General features: G+C 50.8%; 23 protein-coding genes. 2 read left to right on the top strand and 21 right to left on the bottom strand.

The genetic code is table 11. The features are described from left to right. Positions 1-28: 28 nt before the first annotated feature. The 8 genes from rfbB to ACNQ6O_RS04815 all read right to left on the bottom strand — a co-directional run bounded on the left by rfbB (position 29) and on the right by ACNQ6O_RS04815 (position 9,691). On the bottom strand, positions 29-1,105 hold the full coding sequence (rfbB, locus tag ACNQ6O_RS04850) for a dTDP-glucose 4,6-dehydratase (protein ID WP_418052103.1): 1,077 nt from the start codon (positions 1,103-1,105) through the stop codon (positions 29-31). A gap of 178 nt (positions 1,106-1,283) precedes the next feature. Further along, complete coding sequence (locus tag ACNQ6O_RS04845) at positions 1,284-3,491, bottom strand: polysaccharide biosynthesis tyrosine autokinase (RefSeq protein ID WP_418052102.1); 2,208 nt, start codon at positions 3,489-3,491, stop codon at positions 1,284-1,286. A 15-nt stretch (positions 3,492-3,506) separates the two neighbouring features. Beyond that, complete coding sequence (locus tag ACNQ6O_RS04840; protein ID WP_418052101.1) at positions 3,507-3,941, bottom strand: low molecular weight protein-tyrosine-phosphatase; 435 nt, start codon at positions 3,939-3,941, stop codon at positions 3,507-3,509. 11 nt (positions 3,942-3,952) lie between these two features. Beyond that, positions 3,953-5,077 (bottom strand): polysaccharide export protein, encoded by a 1,125-nt coding sequence (locus tag ACNQ6O_RS04835; RefSeq protein ID WP_418052100.1) that lies wholly within the window; start codon positions 5,075-5,077, stop codon positions 3,953-3,955. 92 nt (positions 5,078-5,169) lie between these two features. After that, positions 5,170-6,666, bottom strand: coding sequence for a capsule assembly Wzi family protein (locus ACNQ6O_RS04830; protein WP_418052099.1), 1,497 nt, complete (start codon positions 6,664-6,666; stop codon positions 5,170-5,172). Between the two features lie 256 nt (positions 6,667-6,922). Beyond that, positions 6,923-7,402 carry a transcription/translation regulatory transformer protein RfaH gene (gene rfaH, locus ACNQ6O_RS04825; RefSeq protein WP_418052098.1) on the bottom strand — a complete coding sequence of 160 codons (480 nt, stop codon included), beginning with the start codon at positions 7,400-7,402 and terminating at the stop codon, positions 6,923-6,925. Between the two features lie 73 nt (positions 7,403-7,475). After that, a complete protein-coding gene (gene cysQ / locus ACNQ6O_RS04820; RefSeq protein WP_418052097.1) occupies positions 7,476-8,243 on the bottom strand; it encodes a 3'(2'),5'-bisphosphate nucleotidase CysQ in 768 nt (255 codons plus the stop codon). Between the two features lie 86 nt (positions 8,244-8,329). After that, positions 8,330-9,691: an MBL fold metallo-hydrolase gene (locus ACNQ6O_RS04815; protein WP_418052096.1), complete on the bottom strand. Its 1,362-nt coding sequence runs from the start codon at positions 9,689-9,691 to the stop codon at positions 8,330-8,332. 280 nt (positions 9,692-9,971) lie between these two features. On the opposite strand from ACNQ6O_RS04815, the gene ACNQ6O_RS04810 reads away from it, so the two are divergent. Both ACNQ6O_RS04810 and ACNQ6O_RS04805 read left to right on the top strand, forming a co-directional pair. After that, positions 9,972-10,526, top strand: coding sequence for a c-type cytochrome (locus ACNQ6O_RS04810; protein WP_418052095.1), 555 nt, complete (start codon positions 9,972-9,974; stop codon positions 10,524-10,526). A 94-nt stretch (positions 10,527-10,620) separates the two neighbouring features. Beyond that, the gene (locus ACNQ6O_RS04805) at positions 10,621-10,902 is read left to right on the top strand and encodes a pyrimidine/purine nucleoside phosphorylase (protein WP_418052094.1); all 282 of its coding nucleotides are present in this window, start codon (positions 10,621-10,623) and stop codon (positions 10,900-10,902) included. A 307-nt stretch (positions 10,903-11,209) separates the two neighbouring features. On the opposite strand, the gene ACNQ6O_RS04800 is transcribed toward ACNQ6O_RS04805, so the two are convergent. From ACNQ6O_RS04800 to ACNQ6O_RS04740, 13 genes are all read right to left on the bottom strand, one after another. Beyond that, positions 11,210-12,613: a hypothetical protein gene (locus tag ACNQ6O_RS04800; protein WP_418052272.1), complete on the bottom strand. Its 1,404-nt coding sequence runs from the start codon at positions 12,611-12,613 to the stop codon at positions 11,210-11,212. 476 nt (positions 12,614-13,089) lie between these two features. Further along, a complete protein-coding gene (locus ACNQ6O_RS04795; RefSeq protein WP_418052093.1) occupies positions 13,090-13,695 on the bottom strand; it encodes a hypothetical protein in 606 nt (201 codons plus the stop codon). 14 nt (positions 13,696-13,709) lie between these two features. Beyond that, positions 13,710-14,717, bottom strand: coding sequence for a pseudaminic acid synthase (gene pseI / locus ACNQ6O_RS04790; protein WP_418052092.1), 1,008 nt, complete (start codon positions 14,715-14,717; stop codon positions 13,710-13,712). Positions 14,718-14,724: 7 nt separating this feature from the next. After that, positions 14,725-14,949, bottom strand: a complete 225-nt coding sequence (locus ACNQ6O_RS04785; RefSeq protein ID WP_418052091.1) for an acyl carrier protein — start codon at positions 14,947-14,949, stop codon at positions 14,725-14,727. A 27-nt stretch (positions 14,950-14,976) separates the two neighbouring features. Continuing rightward, positions 14,977-15,903, bottom strand: coding sequence for a ketoacyl-ACP synthase III (locus ACNQ6O_RS04780; protein ID WP_418052090.1), 927 nt, complete (start codon positions 15,901-15,903; stop codon positions 14,977-14,979). 37 nt (positions 15,904-15,940) lie between these two features. Next, positions 15,941-16,591, bottom strand: coding sequence for a hypothetical protein (locus tag ACNQ6O_RS04775; protein ID WP_418052089.1), 651 nt, complete (start codon positions 16,589-16,591; stop codon positions 15,941-15,943). Then, positions 16,584-17,738, bottom strand: a complete 1,155-nt coding sequence (pseG, locus tag ACNQ6O_RS04770) for a UDP-2,4-diacetamido-2,4,6-trideoxy-beta-L-altropyranose hydrolase (RefSeq protein WP_418052088.1) — start codon at positions 17,736-17,738, stop codon at positions 16,584-16,586. Before pseG ends, ACNQ6O_RS04775 begins: the two co-directional genes overlap by 8 nt. After that, on the bottom strand, positions 17,735-18,427 hold the full coding sequence (gene pseF, locus ACNQ6O_RS04765) for a pseudaminic acid cytidylyltransferase (RefSeq protein ID WP_418052087.1): 693 nt from the start codon (positions 18,425-18,427) through the stop codon (positions 17,735-17,737). The genes pseG and pseF overlap by 4 nt, the downstream gene beginning before the upstream one ends. Further along, the gene (gene pseC / locus ACNQ6O_RS04760; RefSeq protein ID WP_418052086.1) at positions 18,424-19,596 is read right to left on the bottom strand and encodes a UDP-4-amino-4,6-dideoxy-N-acetyl-beta-L-altrosamine transaminase; all 1,173 of its coding nucleotides are present in this window, start codon (positions 19,594-19,596) and stop codon (positions 18,424-18,426) included. Before pseC ends, pseF begins: the two co-directional genes overlap by 4 nt. Positions 19,597-19,598: 2 nt before the next feature. Further along, positions 19,599-20,597 (bottom strand): UDP-N-acetylglucosamine 4,6-dehydratase (inverting), encoded by a 999-nt coding sequence (pseB, locus tag ACNQ6O_RS04755; protein ID WP_418052085.1) that lies wholly within the window; start codon positions 20,595-20,597, stop codon positions 19,599-19,601. 19 nt (positions 20,598-20,616) lie between these two features. After that, on the bottom strand, positions 20,617-21,537 hold the full coding sequence (locus tag ACNQ6O_RS04750) for a phytanoyl-CoA dioxygenase family protein (protein WP_418052084.1): 921 nt from the start codon (positions 21,535-21,537) through the stop codon (positions 20,617-20,619). Positions 21,538-21,699: 162 nt separating this feature from the next. Further along, positions 21,700-21,870 (bottom strand): hypothetical protein, encoded by a 171-nt coding sequence (locus ACNQ6O_RS04745; protein ID WP_418052083.1) that lies wholly within the window; start codon positions 21,868-21,870, stop codon positions 21,700-21,702. Between the two features lie 610 nt (positions 21,871-22,480). Continuing rightward, positions 22,481-24,277 (bottom strand): ABC transporter ATP-binding protein, encoded by a 1,797-nt coding sequence (locus tag ACNQ6O_RS04740; RefSeq protein WP_418052082.1) that lies wholly within the window; start codon positions 24,275-24,277, stop codon positions 22,481-22,483. Between the last annotated feature and the right edge of the window lie 427 nt (positions 24,278-24,704).

Here is a 24,704-nt window from a genome sequence, read left to right as displayed (position 1 = left end):
GGGCTATCCTCGTAGGGACAGACCCCAATTATCGCTTGTCTATGCCGAGTCGTTCGCGCTGGTAGCTGCCGTCTTGGACTCGTTGGCACCACTCTTGGTTATCTAGGTACCACTGGACGGTTTTTCGGATGCCGGTTTCGAAAGTTTCTTCTGGCACCCAGCCCAGCTCTGTCTCGATTTTGCTCGCGTCTATGGCGTAGCGCATGTCGTGGCCGGGGCGGTCTTTTACGGTGGTGATCAGGTCGCGGTAGTTGGTTTCCTGTGGACGAAGCTTCTGGAGGATGTCGCACAGGGTATGAACCACTTCGATGTTCTGCTTTTCGTTGTGGCCGCCGATGTTGTAGGTTTCGCCTACTTTGCCTTCTTTAACCACTTTATAGAGTGCGCGGGCGTGGTCTTCTACGTAGAGCCAGTCACGGATTTGGTCGCCTTTGCCGTATACCGGGAGGGGCTTGCTTTCCAGGGCGTTCAGGATCATCAGCGGGATGAGCTTTTCCGGGAAGTGGTAGGGGCCGTAGTTGTTGCTGCAGTTGGTGATTAGCGTTGGCAGGCCGTAGGTTCGCAACCAGGCTCGCACTAAGTGGTCTGAGCTGGCTTTGCTGGCGCTGTAGGGGCTGCTTGGGGCGTACGCAGTTTGCTCGGTAAACATATGCTCTTCCGCATCGGCCACTTCGCTTGGATGCGGCAGGTCGCCGTAGACTTCGTCTGTGCTGATGTGGTGGAAGCGAAAGTTGGCTTTTCTATTGGGCTCCAGAGCCTGCCAGTAATGGCGGGTGGCTTCCAGCAGGGTGTAGGTGCCTACGATGTTGGTTTCGATGAACTCGGCCGGGCCGTCTATGGAGCGGTCTACGTGACTTTCTGCAGCCAGGTGCATAATGGCGTCTGGTTGGTGTTGGGCTAGTACGCGGTCTAGCTCGGCGCGGTTGCAAATGTCTACTTGTTCGAAGGTGTAGCGCTCGTTATCGCTGACTTCCGCCAGGCTTTCAAGGTTGCCGGCGTAGGTAAGTTTATCGAGGTTGACCACTTCATCGTTGGTGTTTTTGATGATGTGGCGGATCACGGCGGAGCCAATGAAGCCGGCGCCGCCGGTTACTAAGAGTTTCATTTTGGTGCTTTGCTCAGGTTTTGAGTTTGTCGCTGGCTTTGGTGGGGTCTGACCTCGTAGGGTCAGACCCCTTTGTAGATTGCTAGCTCGGTGTTTGGAGATTGTCGTAGACGCGTGGTGGGATCTGGCCTCGTGGGGTCAGACCTCTTTGTAGATTGCCGGGTTGGTGGTGCTGGCTTTACTCGGATTTGTAGGCGTAGTTGTAGTAGCCGTAATAGCCGTAACTGGTGGCTGCTTTCTTTTCCATGGCGTTTAGAATCACGCCTTTGATAGGCACACCACCGTTCGCTAAGCGGGTATCGGCTATTTGGACTTCTTTGGGCGTGGTTACCCCAAAACGGACGACCATCAGTGTGGTGCCGCACTGTTTGCCGATGATGGCGGCATCTGTTACGGCAAGAATCGGTGGCGTGTCTATGATCACCAAATCAAATTCGCTACTCAGATAATCCATAAACTCAGTAAAACGTGCCTGCATCAGTAGCTCTGACGGATTGGGAGGAGCGCTGCCCCGGCTTACCCAACTGAGGCCGTCCAATTCTGAGGCTCGCACGGCTTGATCGAATTCCAACTTCCCAGAGAGCACATCTGATAAGCCATCTTTTGAATCTTGGCCTAGTTCTTGATGTACATGGCCTTTGCGCATATCGCCGTCTACCACTACCACTCTCTGGCCGGCTTGCGCGCAGATCGCGGCGAGGTTGGTGGACGTGAAACTTTTACCGATACTCGGGCTCGGGCCCGTAATCATCAAGCGGTTGTCTGAACTCTCCATCATGGCGAAGTGCAAGGAGGTACGCAGGCTTCGAATGGCTTCAATGGAAAGATCCGCGGGGTTGCGCACCGCTAACAACCCTCGGTTTGTCCGCTTACCTCGGGAATTCTTCGCTTTCTCGTTGCGGCGTTTTTCTTCTTCAGAAAGCGGCACGGTTGCGTAGACCGGGAGATCCAGCTCCTCCAATTGTTCGGGGGAGACGAGTCCACGGTTAAAGGCGGCGCGGAGCAACACGATGATCATAGCCAGCAGCAGCCCACTCATGCCTGCCACGGCGACAATCAAGTTGCGTTTGGGGGCTACCTGGCCTTGTACTACGGCGTCGTCCAGTATGCGTACATTACCCACGGTACCGGCACGGGCCAGTCTCAACTCTTGCATACGGTTGAGCAGTTGCACGTAGATTTCTTGAGTGACTTTCACATCGCGGCTCAGGCGCAGGATTTGCTGCTGGGTTTCTGGCAGGTTACCCGTGCGCTCTTCCAGGCGCTCTTTTTCCCGCATCAGCTGTTCTTTCTTTTCAAGTAGTGAACGGTAAACAGGATGATTTGGCGTAAAACGGCGAGCCAGTTCAGATTCCTGTAACTGGAGTTCGTTCAGGCTAGCTTCTATAGCAACCAAGCTATTCAAGGCATTCTGGGTTTCAAAACTTAGGTCTATGCTGTCGCTTTGCAGTCGGTATTCGTTTAAGCGGTTTTCCGCTTCGTTTAGTTGCTCTCGAACCTTAGGGGCCTGCTCTTCAAGGAATTCCAGACTTTTATCAGCCTCGGCAGCTTGACGGGCGATGTTTTGAGTCAAGAACACTTCGGTGGTGGCGTTGAGGCTGGTCACCAGTTCACGCTGGTCAGGGCCAGTCAATTCCAATCGAAGCATGCCGGTGTCTTTACCCAAGGTGAGCGTTTCCAAACGATTCAACAAACCTCGAATAGCCGCAAGCCGACTTTTCTTCACAACGGTAAAGGTTGCGCCGGAAGGGGCGCTTAACTCACTGACAGTGAGTTCAATCCAGGGCTGATCTACGGTCAGCTTCTGGCCCACTATGCCCTGCCCCAAGGCATCCCCCTCGTTGGTTAACAAGGTATAGCGGCCATTTCCTTCCGACCGCAGGGTAAATTGCAAAGTTTGGCTATTGTGGCTTGTAACCCATTCACCTATGCGTAGCGTATCACCTGCCCATACATCTGCACTGCCCTCAGAAAAATCGGGCCGTCTGACCCCCTTACGTAATAGCCAATCACCGATGACCGGCCAGGTGTTGGGAATAATAGCGACATCCAGGTCGGTTTGATCGACCACCTGGCCAAGAATCAACCGGGAACGAAGGATTTCCACCTCTGTACTGGTGCTGGATCCCTGTTCTCCAAGCAAGCTACCAACATCCGCTCCGCCAATGGTGCCTGATTTTTTTTCAATCTGCACCAGCGCATCCGCTTTGTATTCAGGCGTTGCCAAAGTGGCGTAGACAAAACCGGCCAGTGCGAGAACAACCGTCAGAATGACGATGAATATTTTATGATCCCACAGGCTGCCCAGTAGAAAACCAATATCAATTTCATCGTTATCTTGTGCGGTTTCGCGGGTACGCGCTGAAGCATTATTTGCTTGAGTCATTCGTCACTCTTGCTGTTATTTCAATCGGGGAAGCCAGGCGTGTACGGCTTCTTCGAGTAGTTGATGTACGTGCACGAAAGCTTCGCGGCTTTTTTTATAGGGGTCAGGAACGTCCGGCTTTCCAGGCAGCCAGTGGCTAAGCAGCATGGTTTTACCAGCGGCCGTTGGGTCCAGCGTGCGAACCTGGGCCCGCTGCCCTTCACTCATAACCAAAATAAGATCGGCCCGCCGCAGGTGATCAGTCGTCACTTGCCTTGCACGGTGCTGGCTGACATCCAGGCCTGCCTGTTCTGCCAGGCCAGCCGCCGTTGCGTCTGCGCCATGATCAACGAGCGCACCCAATCCTGCAGATTCAACGGTTTTTTCTGGCAGGTTCTTTTTTAACAATGCCTCTGCAACCGGGCTACGGCAAATGTTGCCCACGCAAAGTACCAATATATGATTAAACATGACGCGTAGGCTCAGTTACCGAGATTAAGGGCTCGGTCACCCAGAAACAGGGCCGAGAACGATGGCACCAACAACGATACTACACGGTTCCAGCGCGCCAGGGGGGCGGCAGTAACATAGACCATGTCGCGATTTTGCAGATTAAAACTATCGGCCAACACCAAGGCTGTCGCGTCTTTCAAGTTCAACTGATACATGTCGATCAAGTATTCGCTCTCTGGTGAGGCGTTTGCTGAACGTCTTACTACGAACACTCCCGTTGCATCCGACTGGCGCTGATCCAGGCCACCCACATTCGAAATCGCTTCGGCCAGGGTTAGGCCATTTCGCCCCATCGGCAGGGTTTTCGTGGTGCCCACTTCGCCCAACACAAACACTTTCTGATCGTCACCCAGTGGAACGTTGATCACGTCGCCACTTTGTAGCAACACGTTATGCAGCTTATTACCCTGCTCGTACACGGCTTTCAAAGAGAGGCGATAATCCATGCCATCACGGGTAAGGGTTACGTTGCGCCAGTCTGCACCTTCTGACATATCCAACCCGCCCGCCTGGCTGATAGCATCGACGATGCGCGTAGGTACATTAGTGAGAGGGTAAACCCCCGGTTTCTCAACCGCTCCACTAACATAAACCCGCTGGCTGCGAAAACCGGCCACCGACACATCTACCTGGGGCGATTCAATGTAGGTGGATAGGCGATTGGCGATTTCTTCACGGATCTCCAGCGTCGTGAGCCCTGCCACATCCACATAGCCAATGTACGGGTAGTAGATAGTGCCGTTCTCATTCACCACGTTGCCCGATTCTTGTGAGCTACGGTTGGAGCCGGCGGGTATGGTGAGTTCCGGATGGTCCCATACCGTTACCTGCAGAACGTCTCCAATGCCGATGCGGTATTCGTAGTCGCTGTCTTCGCGGATAAGTTCGGCGCGAGGTGCGGGCACTTCAGCCACGATGGCGTGGCGCAGGGTATCGGGGCCAATACGGCTGACGTTCACCAAGCTCGTAAAGTCTTCTTCGGGCGGGCTTTCGTAATCGGCATTCCAGCCACCGGTATTTATGTGTGAGCCAGGCGCGAAGGCACAGCCTTGCAAAGCCAATAAAGCGAAAGGGAGCAAAATCCTTAAAAACATAGTCGTGGTGCCGGGGCAATTTTGATTGTTTGGGAGCCGATAATAACCGGAACTTTACTTTGTTGCATGCCTAGGGTGCTAGAAAGCAAACCCTAGAAGCGATAACGCCAACTCGCGCCGGCAGACCACTGATCAAGTTCGCCCGAAGCCAACTCGATTTTCTTATCGGTGCCACGCAGGTTGAGTTCCAGCCGGCCCCTGAGGAAATCGGTGCTATAACCAAGATTGAGAATGCCGACTTTCTGGTTGTTTGCGGGAATAAAGTACTGCACGTTGGGGTCTGGCGTCACAGTGCGTACAACGCCGTCGCCGTTCAGCTCTGCGTAGCTGATTGTCGCAGAGAGGTTGTCGCCGTTATCGAAAAACTGGAACGCGCCAAGGGAGATAGCTTCGGCGTCGCCTTCGAAAGTGCTAGCAAAGTTTCGGCCGTGGTATCGGTAGCCGGTATTGTAGTTAAAGTGGTTGTACGTAACATTGGGCATGGCGTCGCCAAAGAGGTCGTCCGCCGTGGTGTTGGCATATTCCAAGAACCATTGCTGGTCTGTGTTGAGGAAACCCGTCGTCCAATCCAACCCCAACAACCAAGACTTCCGTGCGGGGAAAGCCCCTGCTTCGTCTTCACCCATCATTTGGGTGTACAGCCCCATACTCTGGTTGCCCACGGAAAAACCGTAGCGTATGTCGATACTGGCAAGCTGGTTGCCCGGGTCGTTTTCGCCACCGTCTTGGCTGTTGTCTCGCCCCGTTAGGGCATTCCACAAAGCGGAGCCGTTCTCAGGCCGACCTTCGCCACCGAACATAATGGCCCGCGAGAGGCCGACATCAAGGCCTTGTATGGGGCGGAATGTAACGCGCATGCCGATGAGCTTTGGATCGTCAATCACTCGCTCATCCTGAAACTGACCGGCAAAGAGGGTGACATTCCAAGGGCCAATCCAGCTCAGCCATGAGGATGCAGGTGCGATGTCTCGCTTTCGATTTAGCCATACAGCCGGAATGGGCCGCGCGTTGATCGAAAGAATCAAGCTAGATTGCCAACCCGGCCCCCACCAACGGTCGATCGCGCCCGCGCCAAACACCCAGTTGCCAAGGGTTGCAGCGAGGTAGCTGCCATCGTAACGGTATTCTTCATCGTCTGTCGGGTTAGCGACAACCGAAGGGGATAGGCCAAGCGCCCAGTATTCGCCCTGCCATTGCAGATCTAGTGTTGCTTGCCCTTCTTCCTGGCGGGTACCCCCAAAGCCCTGTACCAGCGGCTGCTCGGAACTGCCCGCCAGTGTGACCTCGGCGCGTGTACCGCTGGAAAATTGCGCTTGTTGTTCGGCGTTCAAATACGCCATGGCACCGGCTGTTGCGGTGGCATCGGAGGTGACACTGCTGTTGATGCCTTTCGCTACACTGCTCCACATCACCGGCCAGGTAGAAACGGTTCGATCAAAATGACCGCGGTCCGCCAGCTTTTGCAGAGCAAAACGGGCACGAGCATCGCCGGGTTCGATCCAAGGTGAGGCATAGGTGGCCGTGGTGGTAACAAGGCCGATCAGGCACGCTACCGCCCCACCGACCCGAGTCCAGTGCGTTAAGGGCATACGATTTACTTTTTTAGTGCAGGGAAAAAAGCCAAGAAAGGAAGGCCCTAACGTGATCCCTGTCAGGTTTTTGAAAAAATTACTATTCCGAAGCGGTGGGGAATTCTACTAGAAGCTGCGTGACAAACAAGTGACAATTACTTTTGCATGCAAATAATCAACAAGTTACCAACGTAAACTTTTGTAAAAGGCCAATAATGGGGTCAGACCCCAGATACATTTGAGAGATCGAAATGTACCTCGGGCCACGTTTCGCTTACGCCCTGATCGCTGAAACTGGCACACTCACCCGCTGCTGTTTCTGCATGAAGCTGATCAGCACAATAGCGCGCTCTTCGCCATCGTATGCTTGGAAAATGGCACCCAGGCCTTTGAACGGGCCTTCGTCTAGCTCTATTGCCTGCCCCGCTTTAATACCGCCCTGCTCCGCCACCTTGCCCATGCTGGCTTTGATGTGTTCGATTACGTCATCGGCAATGGCTGCAGGCTTATTGGCAAAGCTGACAATGCGCAATACACCACGGGTGGACCGAAGTTTCGCCCACATCGGGTCGGTTTGCTCCAGCTTTACGAAAATATACCCGGGGAACAGCGGCTCAAGCCTCTTGCTCCGCTTACCCGCCTTGATCTTCTCCACCTCGATTTTCGGGCAAAAACAGGCAATCTCCTGATTCTGCAAATGCTGAACCGCCCGATCACCCTGTGCCGGCTTATGCTGAAGCGCGTACCAAGTCATAAATATTCCAATGTGGGGTCTGACCCCGATGCATTTCGTTCAACCAAATGTATTGGGGGTCTGACCTCAATCTTTAAAAGTACCAGTTGCCTGCCGCGATGAAGTGCGGGTTGAGGATATCTTCTTTGCCGTATTGCAGCGGGGTGTTATCCAAGGTTTGCACCTTGCCGCCAGCGGCCAGCAGAACAGCATGGGCTGCAGCGGTATCCCATTCGCAGGTTAAGCCCATGCGGGGGTAGACGTCGGCATGGCCTTCGGCGATGCGGCAGAATTTCAGGGAACTGCCGGCCTGGATGGTTTCGTGATCACCAAGGGTTTCAATGAAGGCGCGGGTGTCGTCGTTTAGGTGGTTTTTGCTGGCGACCACGCGCTTGGTTTCTCTCGGCTCGGCCACACTGATTCGGTGGGTGCGGCCGTTGCGATCACGCTTGAACGCACCTTCGCCCTTGATACCCCAGAAGGCTTCTTTCAACGCCGGGGCGGTGACCACGCCCATGATGGGTTGACCATCCTCAATCAGCGCGATGTTAACCGTGAATTCGCCGGTGCGCTGGGTGAAGTCTTTTGTGCCGTCGATGGGGTCGATCAACCAGAAGCGCCGCCAATGCTTGCGCTCTTCCCAGGGCACCTGCTCGCCCTCTTCCGAGAGAATCGGGATATCCCGGCTTATGCCTCGTAGCCCCTTCACAATAACTTCATGGCTGGCCATATCGGCCGCCGTGATGGGCGAGTGATCTTCTTTGTACTGCACTTTGAAGTCGGATTGGTAGATGTGCAGCACCCGCTCGCTGGCTTCATCTGCCACTTTAATGACATCCGGTAATATTGAACTGTAGTGCATGATCACTCGCTCCCTGCTTGGCCTTTGCGCCATGGTAACAAATTTGAGCCGCGCCACGCGGATTTAGCTAATTGAAATGCATGCGGTTAAATGTCGACTTCTTGGAAAAGCTCCGGCACTTCGGCGGGCCAGCCGAATTTTTCGGTGATGCGTTTGCGCATGATGTCGCTGGCTAAGGCTTCGCCGTGAGTGACATAGACCCTATCCGGCTTTAGGCTGCCCTGCTCCAGCCAGGTGAGGATTTCGTTGTAGTCGCCGTGGGCAGACATGGAGTGCAGGTTGTGAACTTCCGCTTTCACCGGCCAGTATTGGCCGTGGATTTTGACCGATTCGGCACCGTTGACGAGTGAATCCCCGCGAGTACCCGGGGCTTGGAAACCCGCAAATACGATGCTGTTGCGTGGATTAGGTAGCAAGGTTTTCAGGTGATGAAGTACGCGCCCGCCGGAAGCCATGCCGCTGGCTGACACAATTACGCACGGATAGCGTTTGGCATCCAGCTCTATGGACTCGTCGACGGTGCGAACGAATAGGGTTTTATGATCGACCAACGCGCACTCTTCTCGGTTTAACTTGTGTTCTTTGTGGTACTTACAAAAAATTTCGGTAGCCTTGATGGCCATTGGGCTATTCAGATACACCGGCATTTCCGGAATGCGGCCCGCCTCCATCAATTTGTGTATGACGTAGAGCAACATTTGTGCGCGGCCAACGGCACAGGCGGGCAAGAGGGTTATCCCGCCACGGCCGGCAGTTTTGGAGATAATTTCCTGAAGATCACCTTCGGGATCGGAATCAGCGTGGGTACGGTCGCCGTACGTAGACTCGCACACCAACACATCCGCATGTTTTAGCGGCTCCGGCGGGTGCATGATGATGTCGTTCTGCCGCCCAACGTCACCACTGAACACAACCGTGCGATCAGCCCCTTTGTGATGCACATGTACACACGCCGAACCCAAAATGTGGCCGGCGGGCGTAAAAAACACTTCAAAGCCTTTTACGGGCTCGAATGTCTCGTGGTAATCCAGCGATTCGAAGTGTTTCAGTGCTTCGTAAGCGTCTTTCTCTGTGAACAACGGCTCGGGTTTTTCGTGCTTGGAGAATTTCTTTTTGAATGCATAACGCGCATCTTCCTCTTGCAGGAAGCCCGCATCTGGCAGCAGAACCTTGCAGAGCTCGTGGGTGGCTTCGGTGCAGTAGATCTTGCCCTTAAAGCCGTTTTTCACCAGCGCAGGGAGATAACCTGAGTGGTCGATATGGGCGTGAGTGAGCACTACCGCATTGATAGTAGATGGATCGACTGGAAACGGTGCCCAGTTGCGCCGGCGCAGCGTTTTCACGCCTTGGTACATGCCGCAATCCACCAGCAACCGATGATTGTCATCTGAAAGCAGGTAACGAGAGCCCGTTACTGTGCCTGTGCCACCTAGGAAGCGAAGTTTCATAGCATGCCCACCTATCATTAGCCGTCTACTTCAGCTTAGCTCAAGAATCTGCATAAGGTCGTCAACCCCTACATCTTTGACTGGCTGGAATACTCAGGGATATAACCCTTGTTTGCTTTTTATTGATCTTTCTCAATACCGGGCGTTGGAAGCGGAGCTAGGCTTTGCGTTTGTTTGAATCGCGGGGTGCATTATGGTTTTCGGTCATTGGACGAAATGTTTGGTTTTAGCTCTGGGCACTAGCTGCTCTTCGTTCGTTCAGGCGGATATCGACAATGCTATGACCAAACTCAATGCCATAATGGCTGTTGACGAGATTCGCCACGCCGCTTACAAAGCGGGCCACGAACGGATCCGGTTTTGCGGTTATTGCCACGGGGAAGACGGCAACAGCAAACGGGACTACATCCCCAACCTAGCGGCACAACATCCGCAGTACCTATTCAACCAATTTGACAAGTTCGGCAACGGCACTCGCGAGGACTATGTGATGTCCACGCTCGCAAAAACTTTATCGGTCGAAGAGCAGATTAATATTGCCGTTTATTTTAGTCAGCAGACGGCAAAGGCTCGTTCAAGCTCAAACCCCGCACTCATTGAGGCTGGCGAATCGCTATTCAAAACACGTTGCGCTAGCTGCCATGGGCAGGAGGCTCAGGGCTTTCAGAATATGCCGCGACTGGCAGGGCAACCTGCGGAGTATTTGACGATTGCGCTTCGGCGGTTTAAGACGATGGACCCAGCGAAGTACAACTCGCCGATGATCGGGGTTGCTGGTGGGTTGTCTGAGAGGGAGATTGAGGCTTTGGCGGAATATTTAACAGGGAGAGAATAACGGCCAAACTCGGCAATCACGCTAAGTAAATTTTGATCCTCTGCCCTCAAGTTTTGTCGTATATTACGCGCGCCACCTATCAGGAGTAACAGCAATGCTAAACGTAAACGAATATTTCGAAGGAAAAGTGAAGTCCATCGCCTTTCAAACTTCAACCCTCCCTGCCACCGTTGGCGTAATCAGCCCTGGTGAATACGAATTCGGCGCCAGCAAAAAAGAAGTCATGACCGTTGTTAGTGGTGCACTGACTGTTCAGCTGCTGGGCAGTAACAGCTGGGTTCGTTATGGGGCTGGCGATGCCTTTGAAGTGGAAGCGAATACCAGCTTTAAGGTTAAGGCTGAGGTTGATACTGCGTACTTCTGCACCTACGAATAACGTTGCTCGGGGACTGGGGGTTAGTCCCGTGAGGTCTGCCCCCTGCCTGAACAGCGACAAGCGGGATTACCCCCCAATCTGGCAGCACGACACCCGCCATACTTATTCAATTAATTTGAAACGTTTGGCAGCGGCACTTCCGAGGACTCTGTGATGTCTAAGCTCGCGAAAACCCTATCCGCGGAAGAGCAGATCAATATTGCTATCGATTTTAACCAGTAGACGGCAAAGGCTCCCACGGCGGCTAGCGTTGTTACCCGGGAATCAGCCAAACACGATCATGCCCCCGTCGACTACAAAGGCTAAGTCAAGAATCGACAGCAAGCTGATGGGTCTGAGGAACAAATTCGCTGCACTTAAGCACCATGTGTTCAAAATCAATCACATCAACCGGCAGCTCTGCGCCTGTATAGAGCCTCCCTAAGCACTCCGCCACCAACTCCCCTTCCCGGTTCTCCCATTCAGTCAGATAGGTCGAGCTGTAGCAACGCACCGCGTCAGCATTCGGTCTGTGATTATCGCGGGTATTTTCGATTAGCTGTAAAACCTCAGCAACCGATGCAGCTGGCTCACTTAGCCCGCGCTTTACATACCCGTAATAATCCGGGCGGCCTGTAGGTTCGATTTCGTAGTAAATCGGCATAACACCAGCCAAGCCCGCTTCCAGGTGGATACTGCTGTTGCCTGCGATTAGCCACCCTATTTGCTCCATGAAGTCCGAAATGGGTTCCTTGCGAGGGTAGCTCAACATCACTTGCTCGCTGTTGACAAAGGCTCTGCGGTATTGCTCGGTGTCTCGTGGCGCCTGGCCAGGATGCCACCGTAAGCGTACCATTAGCCCGTTGTCAGCTAAGGCATTTACGAATGCGATTCCGGCTTCGGCATTGTCCAAGGCATTAAAAGCCACTCCAACCACTTTTTTATGCGGGCGGTTGGTTCGTCTCAGGTGCTTTTTCTGGCCAGAAAGAATCACCTTTGGAATGGGGACTTCTCGTGCGGTATCCGGTTGATTGAGTTCACACTCCCGATAGGTGTCTAGCGCACACTGTCCATCCAGAAATGCATAATTAACCCTCAGCGCCGGGAATAAAGGGCTGACAGACGCATGCTGCATATACACCGTATTAATGCCCAGATGGTGAGCAACACCGAGCATGCAACGGTTTGGCACATTGTGGTCGTTTGCCGTAATTACAAATTCCGGCTGAACCTGCGAAAGCACACGATAAAAGTACGACAGATACCTATAAACCTGACAAAAATTCGCAAAATACCAACCTACAGAAACAGGATGACTGGCTTTTAACCCACGGTATAAACCAAGACCTCGGGTAGCCAGCAAAAAGAGTGTGCGGGCTATATCGGTGACAGACAATTGGCACGGAGCGTAATTTTTTCCTTTATCCTTATCGCTGAGTAATCGTGGGTCCCCGATACAAACCAGCTCTTCTCCTCTCTCTTTTAGTGACTCGATTGTCTGATCCAACGAATCCATTTGGTTAGCTGTGCCTGCAAATACCAAAAATTTTGCAGATCGGTTAAGCTCCGGAGGTTGCTTTAAGCAAAGATCCCACAACAGGAATACAATAAACTTTGAGACTTGAAGGAAAAAACCACTGTAGCGAGGCTTCTTGCTGGTTAGCAACGGCAAATTATCTATTTGCTGGCCGTGAAGATACGCTAACCAAGTTTCCGGTTCACCCGACAGCACTGCTTTCAAATCACGATACCATCCCATCAGGAAAGGACACTCTCGATAACCGGCGTATTGGCATCAGAGACTACAACGTTTTCCCCAACCACCTCGCCTAAGTGCTTCGGAGTCAAACCAAACCTGGGCCCCACAATTCGAATACAACCTTTAGTAATCATCTCGCTCCGCTTTCATAGCCTTCACAAAATAAAGCGACCGATGAAAGTGACCATTTCCTCGCTCACTTGATTTTCGCCCATAATCTGCTTGGCCCACGACCACCCAAGCCGTTTTACTATCCCGGCACAAAGCAGCCAGATTTCCCGGTTCCAGTAAGAAGCTGTCGTCCGGGTAGCCGCTTACATATTAGAGAACGACAAACTTTTAGCGGCAAACTTCTCGCGCAATGGCGATAGTTTCCTAGATTTCCTTGATGTCTAACGTGCCGGCTGCTAATACTCTTCGCTTCTACCGAAACAAAGTTAAAACAACATCTAAGCAACAATAAACCGAATATCACCAACTAGACGACCATCCAAAACAATCCGGTTACGGCTGAAACGATCTTTAATGTTTTGATAGTTTTCGATCTGTATCTGCCCACTGCACTCAGGCAAACGCTCATTAAGAATAATCTGGCCGAAAACCCATTTACCCTCGGTAAGAGGAAGCTTCTCACTATGAAGCCTCTTAGTAAGTGCCACGATATTCTCAATCATTGAGAACTTTGAATCGAATGGCCGAAGAATCGTGTCTTCGCTAATCTCAGCGCCAGAACAAAGCACCCCTTCATCAAACTCATAACGATCAGACACCGAGGCCCCTTGTTCCACCACCCAAAACTTTACGTCTGAGCCCTCCTCACTGCCGTGCCAACGCCCTTGGCAAATGACCCGGGCATCCGGACTGTCAGGAGCCGAGAACAGGATAGCGCATTGCCTGTCGCCAAAAAGGCGGAACGACATTTCCTTCAAATAGCCACTCTTTCTGGTTTCCAGAAACTGAGTTACCGACTGAAACAGGTCTGTGCCATGAATATAGGTTCGTCCACCTTTGAATCTGAAATCCGGTAACATTGTTAATTCAGACAACTTATACATCCCCGCATCAGAATTTATTCAAAGTCTTCAGGCCGAGCCGGTGTTCCAGCCGATATATCTAATTTTGCGCGCTTACCAATAAACCGACTGATAGAATCAGGCTCTGCGCCATGGCCAGGCCGAACGGAGCGAAGGTCATCCTCGGTCACTGCCTGCCCTTTCGTAAACGACACGCTGGTAAAAAGCGAGCGTCTTCGGAGCTTGTCTTCATCTGCAACGTGGTACGAAACCTCTCCCAAAGTCTCCTCGGCGGCGCGAACCTGACGCACCATTTCCGAGAACTCTGAGGGGTCGAGAGAAAACGCAGCATCCAGCGTTTCCTGCTTTTTATCCAGCACCACATGTTTTTCAATGAGGCTGGCACCCAGTACCACAGAAGCCACGGGCACGATGAAACCGAGGGTATGGTCCGAAACACCAACCGAAACACCAAATCGCTGAACCATATCTGGAATAGTTCTCAGGTTCGCAGCGTTAAGAGGGGCTGGGTAACTGGACGTACATTTCAGGAGAGTCACGTCTGTGTTACCCACTTCAAAGCATGCATCCACAGCCTTCTGGATATCCGAGATGTCACCAAGCCCGGTTGAGATAATGATCGGCTTACCTTGCGAGGCAGCTTTTCTGATCAAAGGTAGGTCATTAATCTCCATAGAGGCGATTTTATACCTGCTCACATTCATGGAGCTCAGAAAATCAACGGCCTCAAGATCGAACGGGGAAGAAAAAAACTCAATTCCTCGTTTTTGGCAGACCTCTTGTATCTTCCAATGCCAATCGTAGGGAAGAGAACCTTCACTGTAGATATCCCAAAGAGTTTTACCTTTCCAGAGCCCGGATTTTCTGGGGCCAAAGTAGTCATTGTCTATGTTCATACACAGGGACTCTGGACGGAATGTCTGCACCTTAATCGCGTCGGCACCCGCCGATGCGAATGCATCGACGGTTTCCAGAGCCAGCCCAAGGTCATTTCCGTGATTGGCGGAAAGTTCCGCCACAATCAGAGCATTTCGCTGCGTCATTTTGCTATCAGCCTGCATAGAACTGGATGATTGCCTCAATAGTGTTCATCTTATCGATATCTTCATCCGGAATTTTCTTTCCACCCACATCCTCGAGCTCAAGGAACAGGTTGAAAAAGTCTAGACTATCAATACCATGATCACCCAAGTTATCTTGGGGCCCGATTGTGCTGACATCCACGTCAATTCCCGCGGCAATGATGGCGTCTTTTACTTGTTGCTCAGTAATCATTGCAATCCTCACTTCAATGAATCAATTTTAGTTTCTGGTAAGCAATCCTGTTCCCCAGGAGAACCCAACTCCAAACCCACTGATGACAATGGTCTTACATTCTGATTTCAGTACGTGCTTTTCTATCAGTAATGGAATGCTGGAAGAAACCGTGTTGCCAGTGTTTTCAATATCCCGAACGAATCTATGCTGGTTTTCCTTAAATCGCCGGGAGATCACATCGACAATGGCATAGCTACCCTGGTGAATGCAGAACGCATCAACCTGGCTTTCATCCATTTCGGCTTTGGCCAGTAGTGCTTTGATATTCGGGGCAACGTTTTTCGCTGCGAAGTCGAAAACCTGCCGACCGTTCATGGTCAGACAGGCCCCACTTGTTTTGAGTGCGTCCTCTCCCTCTCCATCGGTACCGAAGAGGGCGGGGCCTATCAGCCACGAAGGCGACTCTCCTAACCAAGTGGCGGTCGCTGCATCCCCAAAAAGTAGCGAGGTGTTCTTGTCGGCAGGATCAACAATTTTTGAGTAAGGGTCTGCAGTTACCAGTACACCATTCTTTAATCCTGCGGATTCCATGAATCCTTTAAGTACATGCAAACCATAAACGTAACCGGAGCACCCAAGAGACACATCGAAGGCGGCGACGCTTTTAGGCAGCCCCATCTTGGCCTGAACGATAGCGGAAGTGTGTGGCAAGCCTTCACCATCACCGTTCTGCGTCACAACTACCAATGCGTCAATTGAAGACGATGCGAGCCCATCCGAACTCTTAAGCAGCTGCTCGATCGCTTTGACTGCCAAATCAGACGTTTCTTCCGCTTCGCCTTTCCGAGGTAGTTTTAAGGCACCGATTTTCTTTACGATGAAATCTGATGATTCACCGAACTCCTCCACTCTCTGAAGGTTATCCAACGCATCTTCTGGAATAAAGGACGCTACATTCTTGATTCCGATCATTTTACCTATCCTGTCTGATGCAAGAAATTTTTAGAGGTTACTTAACTCTTCTAGCTGGATTTCCCATCCAGACAGTTCTCGGCTCGATATTCTTAAGCGCGACACTCCCAGCACTCAAAACTCCGAACTCGCCCACTGATACGCTATCCCGCACAACAGAATTCGGAGCCAAATGCGCGCCTTTCGCCACGTCGGAGTATCCGCAAAGCGTGCAGTTCGGGCCGATATCAACAAAATCAGCCACCTTGGCGTCATGGCCCAGATTCGCTCCCGCTCTGACAATCGAGTTGTTGCCAATGGAGCTACCAGGCTGACAAGTAACATAGGAACAGATAACGGACCCTTTACCGACCGATACCCCAGAGCCCACCAACGCGGTTGGGTGAACTAGCGTCTCAAGCCTGTCTTCTGGCACCAAAAGCGCCGAGAGCAGGTCACTGCGCTCTTCCATTTTCCCGACACTCAGCAAGGCGAAAACAATCTGCGTGTCTGACTCAAGGTTTTTCCATTCTCTGGGACGACCGATTACTTCGTACTCACCAATGCGACTGCCTATCGGCTCGTGATCGTTAAGAAAACCCGCCACCGCAATGTTATGGCCAACACTAGCCATATCTTCAATGACCTGAGCAACGACAAGGCCATTACCTTTGCCGCCAACAATTGCGATTTTTTTCATCTCACTCATTTTTACAGCCTTTCATTACATTCAGCCAATCATCTGTTTGAGGCCAGTCTGACATGACTTCAAACGCCGCGCTTGACATAGTGCATAAAGCCTCAGGATTCTGGGAAATGTGTCTCAAGGCCTTCTCAACTCCGGATTCATAAACCTCGTCGGGCGACCCAACTGAAATCACAGCTCCCCTTGCTTCAAGCCGTTCTATTGGTTTTTCCTGATTCTCAGCCAGCGGCACGACGATTGCTGGCAACCCTAACAAGCATCGCTCCCACAGCATGATCCCACCACCTCCAATGGCCAGATCTGCCGACAGCATCAAGGACGAGAGATCGTTCAAGCCAACGTGCGTACGACAACGGGAATAGCCCACAACCAGTTCTTCCAACCTCTTAAGAGACGGAAGATCCGATGGCACAGCAATATCGATCTCAACGACGGAAGACCGCGTCTGGTCAGCTCGGGCGACTAGGGTCTGCACCGCCCTGTAAACGAGGTCCTGAATGTCGGTGCCTCCAAAACACACCAGAACCCTTTTAACAGGCCCTGACCGGATTGAAGCTCTTTCCCGCGCTGATTCAAAAGCTTGTGACAACGGCAGGCAGGATGGTCCGCTATAAAAAACACAAGTATCGGGCAACAGGCCAGCCCACTTTTCCGCCGGGTTTTCAGAAATCTGCGGATCAACCAAAACATCTGCGTGGTGGGGCGCATTAGCCTGGCCGTCTATCGCCAGAACCATACACCCCGTTTTAGCAGCAAATCGCGCTTGCCAGGGTTCTCTGATCATCATGTGATCGGATACAACCCATGCTATTTTCACCCCCGGATACTGCCTTGCAAACGCATCTGCGCTCTGCTCGGCGTCCTGCACCATGTTCTCGAAATCGGCTGCGGAAAACGTGGAGCTAAATACGCTGAAAGCAAAACGTTCGTCGTCGGGTAACAGAGCTAGTTCGAAACCGGCTTGTTCAATTATATGAGTGTTCGCTCCAGGGATATCCCGACAGATAAAGACAGGGCTAAAGCCGTTTCTCTTAAGGAAAGCGGCCAGAGACAAACAGCGGCGCACATGGCCAGAACCAATCTTGTGGCCGCTATCTACGCGGATGGCAACCGTAGGTAGACACGTTCTCTCTGAAGGGGCTTGTCTCATCGCTGCTCTAGAGCCCTGAACAAGAGCTCGGCGACAGCCCAGTCTTCCTGGGTATCAATATCGTGGACACGGGTTCCCGGAAGCACGTATGCAACCCCTGCCTCAGACATCGGGTCTCCAAGGTTCAGGAAGGCATTGGTTTTTCCCCAATAGAACTGCCCTGCATCATGATAGGTTTCTTCCAGATCCTGAGACCTTGTATATCGATGCTCTGGCCAGAGCCGTTCAACCCGGCCTGCGCCATTAACCCGAAAGCCCCGCTTTATCGGATACGGAAACCGACCGGCGGAAAAGACAAAATCGGCGTTGCTGTCTCTGAGTTTGGTAAAGGCCTGTTTCAGGTCCTCAGCCAGCATGAATGGTGATGTTGCATAGAGACAACATACGTATTCAGGCATTCCCCAAAGCAGGGAGACTTCCTGAACGGCATGGTTGATCACTGGCCGTGTTGCAGTGTGATCATCGGCCAGTTCCGGAGGCCTGGTAAACGGGACTTTGGCTCCATACTCCTCAGCAACTGCCGCAATCTCCGGGTCATCCGTCGAGACAATGATATGATCAAAACACCCCGACTCGCGGGCAGCTTCAATCGACCAGGCAATCATGGGCTTGCCGCAGAACTCTTTAATATTCTTACGCGGTATGCGTTTACTGCCACCGCGGGCGGGAATAACTGCAAGCCGCATCATACCTTACCTCCAGCGTCCAGCGCCGACGTCAAAGCACTCAGTATTTCATCTTGCTGCTCATCCGTCATGCCCTGAAACATCGGTAAGCTGATAGCCTCACCGTAATAAGCCATCGACTCCGGGAAATCTTCCGCCTTGAAGCCCATCGCCTTGTAATACGGCTGTGTATGCACCGGAATATAATGCAGATTCACTCCAATTCCCTGTTCCCTCAGAATTTCAAAAACCTGCCGGTGACTGACCATAATTTTGTCTAGTTGGAGGCGGATCACGTACAGGTGCAGGCCTGAATAACTATCGGGATGCTGCGAGGGTGTGGTCACGGGCAGATCCTTCAACAACCGGTTGTAACGCCTTGCCAACTCGTGCCGGCGCGCCACGAAAGCGTCCAGTCGATCCATTTGGCTGATACCAAGTGCCGCTTGCAGCTCTGTCATCCGGTAATTAAAGCCCAGATCCACCTGCTGATAGTACCAGGGTCCATCCGGTTCGTGAGTCATCAAGCTCTGATCCCGGGTTACCCCGTGGCTACGCAGGAGGTTCATGCAGCTAGCCAGCTCATCGCTGTTCGTGACAGCCATGCCCCCTTCCGCCGTGGTGACAATTTTCACGGGGTGGAAGCTAAACACCGTTATGTCGCTGTAGCGGCCGCTGCCTACAAACTCATCCTGATACTTGCCGCCGATGGCGTGGGAAGCATCCTCAATGATGCGAAAGCCGTATTGTAGGCTTAGCTTGTGGATGGCTTGCATATCGCAGGGCTGGCCACACAGATGAACCGCCACCAGCACTTTTGGCAGGCGGCCTTCACGCTTAGCCGCTTTAAGCTTTGCCTCTAGCGCTTTGGGGCACAGGTTGTAAGTACGTGGGTCTATATCGACAAAATCTACTTGAGCCCCGCAATACAAGCCGCAGTTAGCAGAGGCCACGAAGGTAATCGGTGTGGTCCACAACCAATCTCCCTTGCCCAACCCTAAAGACAAACACGCAATATGCAATGCAGAGGTGGCGCTATTTACCGCCAGTGCATGCTTTGCACCCACGTAACCGGCAACCTTGGCCTCGAAGGCTGGGACCTGCGGCCCTTGCGTGAGGAAGTCAGACTGCAGCACATCAAGCACTGCATCAATGTCTGCTTGGTTGATGTCCTGCTTACCATAGGGAATCATTGTCAGATCTTACCGATTTCACTGTAATTGCGGTTAATCCAATCTTGTAGCTCTTCTTCTTTCATCCACTCAGCATTGTTGTCGCTGGCGTAAACAAAACCTTCCTGGACCTTCTGGCCGTCTTTAATCCGCTCTTTGCAGGTGCTCCAGCCGTTGATGTTAGGCAAAATCTTATAATGTTCCGGGTATTCGTAGGTAAAGTAGGAATCTTCCGCGCCAATCATCTGCTCGTGAAGCTTCTCGCCTGGGCGAATACCCACCACTTCATGTTTCGCATTGGGCGCAACCACACGGGCCAGATCGGTCACCTTCATGGACGGGATTTTCTTCACATAAATCTCCCCCCCAACCATGTCTTCAAACGCATGCCAAACTAACTCTACGCCTTGCTCCAAACTAATCATGAAGCGGGTCATACGAGGATCGGTGATGGGTAGAACACCTTTATCTTTGATGGACATGAAGAACGGAATAACGGAGCCTCGGGAACCCATCACATTGCCGTAACGCACCACGGAAAACTTAGTGTCATGACCGCCTACGTATGAGTTTCCGGCTACAAACACTTTGTCCGAAGCAAGTTTTGTGGCGCCGTACAAGTTAATAGGGCTGCTGGCCTTATCAGTTGAGAGCGCCACTACGCCTTTAACCTTCTTGTCAATGCAGGCATCAATCAGGTTCATAGCCCCGATGATGTTGGTTTTGATGCACTCAAACGGATTGTACTCCGCGGTAGGTACAATCTTCGTGGCTGCAGCATGGACTACGTAATCGACACCATCCATTGCGCGATAGAGACGTTCTTTGTCGCGGACGTCTCCAATGAAAAACCGCAAGCGGTCATCATTTTGGTACAGCTTGGCCATTTCCCACTGTTTCATCTCGTCCCGAGAGAGAATAATGATTTTCTTGGGGTTGTACTTTTCCAGCGTCATGGGAATGAATTTGTGGCCGAACGAGCCAGTGCCGCCGGTGATGAGGATGGTAGAATTAGAAAGCATGATTTGATCCTGAACTATATTATTTTAGATTCATGACTGATATGACTCTTTTATGTCCAGGGCTCTGTGGAAACCCTCGATGAAAACCACTCTGGTCAGAAATCACAAGCGTTCCCTTCCTGCCGAGGACCGGCACAACATTATCTCTATCTAATATGGGAGTTTCTGTTTTGTTAGGAAGATTAGCACAAAGTTCTTTATTTAACCGGCGGTAAGCACTATCAACATGACTTCCTTTTACATAGGTGTAAGGACCGTCATCCAAGGTCAAGCAATCCGTCAAATAGATAAACGCTTTTAATTGAGGGCTGAAGGAGTCAGCGTGAAAACCACGTGTTTTGGTGATACCTTTATTCAAATAAAGGTTAAGATTCCTAAACTCTACATCTCTGCTGCCATTGTACAGGATTTTTTTTACGATTTCTGACTCGTAACGGGACCGCAAACCGGCAAGTTGAGGAAAAGCTATGTTTACATTAAAAACATCCACCATCCCGTTATCTTGCCCCTCTCGGATCTGCACTACTGTCTTTGAATAGGCAGAGAGCTCAGTGAAACTCGATAGCTTTTCGCTTCCCTTCTGGAAAAGAATTTTGTCAGTTTCTCTCAGCCTAGTTTCGGAGTCGGAAAAATCTGACACCTGCTTTTTTAGCGATGAGATCACAACAGCACATTTGTCAACCATAGTTGAGCTCAAAAACTGTGGCACTATCACAATCCCTTCTTTTTTAAGAATTCCCCTAGCAAGCTCAAGTCCTCCAATTAGGTCATTTACGACTAACCCCTCGAGATTCTTTTGTAATTCTTGAGCTGAGGAGCGTTTTATAAACGATACATGGCTATCATTTATAAAATCGACATCTGCCAATAATGATTTTTTTTGATCTCTTCCTGTTTTTTTTGATAAATTGAATGAGAAAAATCCTAAATCAATCCGCACATTCACGCTCCCCACAGAAAACTAACTCATCACTGAAGAGTAGACACTCGAAAGCACCTCAACATCGAAAGCTCACCCATACTTTCTATAAAGCCCCGAAAATATTCTTTGTTTTATACTTTCCATCTCACCCAACCCCCCATTCACCTCACCAAAACACGCTTAAAATTCACGGTGATTTTCCAAAGCATATATAATCGACTTGCGAGCATTATCGTAATCATCAAATATCACTAAATTTTTTAGAATTGAGAAAGCAATAAACCCGCCCAGCATATCGCACTGCACCACAACCGAGAGACCACGCACCTGAGCTTCTTTGTAGCGCAACACTCACCTGCCTGAATACTTTCGACTGACTGTATAGATAAAAAATAAATTTATAAAAACCCTTGAACCCCTGTATAGGGATGCGCCTTTAATATGGCAAACCTCTAACGTTAATCCGCCGAAAAACCCTCAAAGTAATCACGAAATTTCCGAGTAAAAAGACTCAGTTAGCTCAACTTTTTCAACGTCACAACGACAACAACCTTATACTTACAATCCACATCGAGCACCTTCTTTATTGAAATTATAAAATACAGCATTTTTCTTGTTATCATTACTGGCCACGAAATAATATCAAAACACCTCTCGACGACTTCTCGCCTCATAACCTCGGGAATAAATTGAACCGATGATAGCGGTATTGCAAACGGATCTCATTTAAACTTTATGTACCTAGTTCGCGAAGATGAAAACCATCCAATCTGGAGTGACGACACCCTTCGAAGCCCCCCGCAACATCGACCTATAAAGCACTTATTTACTTTAATAACAGCAACTCTTGGAACCGGAATAAGCCCAAGTGCTTTAAAAAAGACTAACCGAAGTCAAAAATCTAATTTGCTAGAAAAAAAACAAAACAAGCTAGGCTTCTAAAAAACCATTAAACGTTCGGTCATGAATGTTCTACCATTCGTTTAAATATAACATTTCGTGATGCAAGTTCTCCATAGGTTCCCTGATCGGTTACTTCGCCTTTTTCGAGCAAATAAATAGCATCGCACTGACGAACCGTTGCAAGACGATGGGCGATCATGATAATGGTTTTACTTCCAGAGAAGTCATGAATAGCGTCCATAATGAGCTTCTCAGTTATACCATCCAAAGCGCTGGTGGCTTCATCCAGAACCAGCACATCGGCATCGTGGTAAAGAGCTCGGGCAATACCTATACGCTGCCTCTGACCGCCGGAAAGTTGCACGCCTCGCTCACCAACTCTCGTATCCAGACCATTTGGAAGTTCTGCCAGTATCTCGTCCAGATGAGCCATGCTGGCAGCACGGATCACTTTTTCCTCATCTACGGCTTCCGGTGGTAGGCCAAACGCAATATTTTCACGGATGGAACTGTCAGCGAGAAAAATAGACTGAGGCACAAAACCTATACTGTTCTGCCAAGCTCTTACGTTCTTTAGGGTGAGAGGTTGGCCGTCTATCAAAAGATTACCCTCCTGCGGCTCTATAAGACCGAGCAGCAGGTCGATTACAGTAGATTTACCAGAGCCGGATGCACCCACCAAACCCACAACGCCATTTACAGGAATTGTAATATTTAGGTTTTTGAGTGCCGGCTCTTCTTGGCCAGGGTAGCTAAAAACGAGACTCTTTAGCTGAATGCATTTTTGGGGGGCCAGACGCCCGCTAACCGGAACGCCGGATCTCACCTTTTGAACACTACTCGCTCGCATGTCGTCCCGTACTGCATCAAAAGAAGCAAGGTTACCCCTGATCTGGCTCAGTCCTGTGTATATCTGCTGAAAGGCCGGTAACAACTTTAACCCAGCTAAGGCATAAACTGAAAGCACCGGAAGAATGCTACCCAGATCGCCTTTATGGGCTGCAAGTAGGTAAAGCACCAGAAAAATTACGCTGCCAAAGGCAATCAACTCAATGGCATGGCGAGGCACCTGACTTAGAACTTGGGTAGTACCTTGTGCAGTGGCAAACTTTTCACTCGCTGCCTGAAAACGGTCAATGAAATCTTGTTGCCTGCCTAGTAGGAGAACATCTTTAATACCCCCAAAACCTTCACCCATTAGCTTGAAACGTATTTGCTGGGCTTCGCTGATATGGCGACCGTTTAGTACCAGTCGACGACGGATAATTCTGTAGAGCAAAAAATAAGTGCTGGAGAATATTGTCAAGCCAACCAAGGCCACCATTGGATCGTAGACAATCACGGCCATCGCCATAAAGATGGCCATCACTAGCTTGGCGTTCATTTGCATTAAGGGATTAATGATTTGACCAGTTATCCGACCGGATTCCTGCACAATCCGATTGGTCAACTGGCTACTACTACCAGTGACGTGAAACAGCCAGGGCTGGTGCATGTAGTGTTTGAACAGTCGGTTGCCCAGCTCCGAACCAACCCTAGTGCCGTACATGGAAAGTCGCCAGCTAGTGAACATGGAGATGCAGGCTGCAACTCCGAGGACTAGCAGAACACCAATTCCTAGCCAGAACAGAAAATCTCGCGGGCCTTCTAGGCCGGACGCACTGTAAACATCTGCTAGAATGCCTTTACCCTCTAACTGGGAGATGTCTCCTACCAAGGCCATAAAAGGACCGATGGAAACTACAGAGGCGATTTCTGCGAACGACATGAGCACTACTAGAGCTTGCAGGCGCACGAGTTTTTTGCGTTGTTCTTTCGTGAGTAAGGAGTAAAGTTCTTTCAGTTGGCTGAACATAAAGGCCTTATAGAATTTTAAATTTTGGTATGGGACGCAGCGACGGTTAGTCAGCCTTCTGTTTTATCACCCGAACGCAAAAATGCAATCACAATTACCGCCTCCCAAACCATCGCAGATTAGCGCTGGTTTCGACATTGCCCCTCGCCAGCTTCTGATAAAGCGCGTACCAAGTCATAAATATTCCAATATGGGGGGGGGGGGTTACAACTCATAGCATGACCTTGATAACGTCCAGCTTTGAAAATCTGGACGGCCTGCGGATTATTTAGAGGTTGTCCTTCGACGATTTATAGGGATAAGCTTGGCGAAAACAGCTGCCCCTAGGATCGTGCTGGCGGGAAAACTAACGGAGGAAGAGTTGAAGAATTCTGTTGCATTTAACGGTCAATTTACAATAAGAACAAACCCAGAACGCCCCAAATAC

This window comes from Marinobacter sp. SBS5, assembly GCF_048285575.1.
Lineage (GTDB): Bacteria > Pseudomonadota > Gammaproteobacteria > Pseudomonadales > Oleiphilaceae > Marinobacter.
Note: the sequence above shows the minus strand (reverse complement) of the source record. Positions and strands in the feature narration are given on the sequence as shown.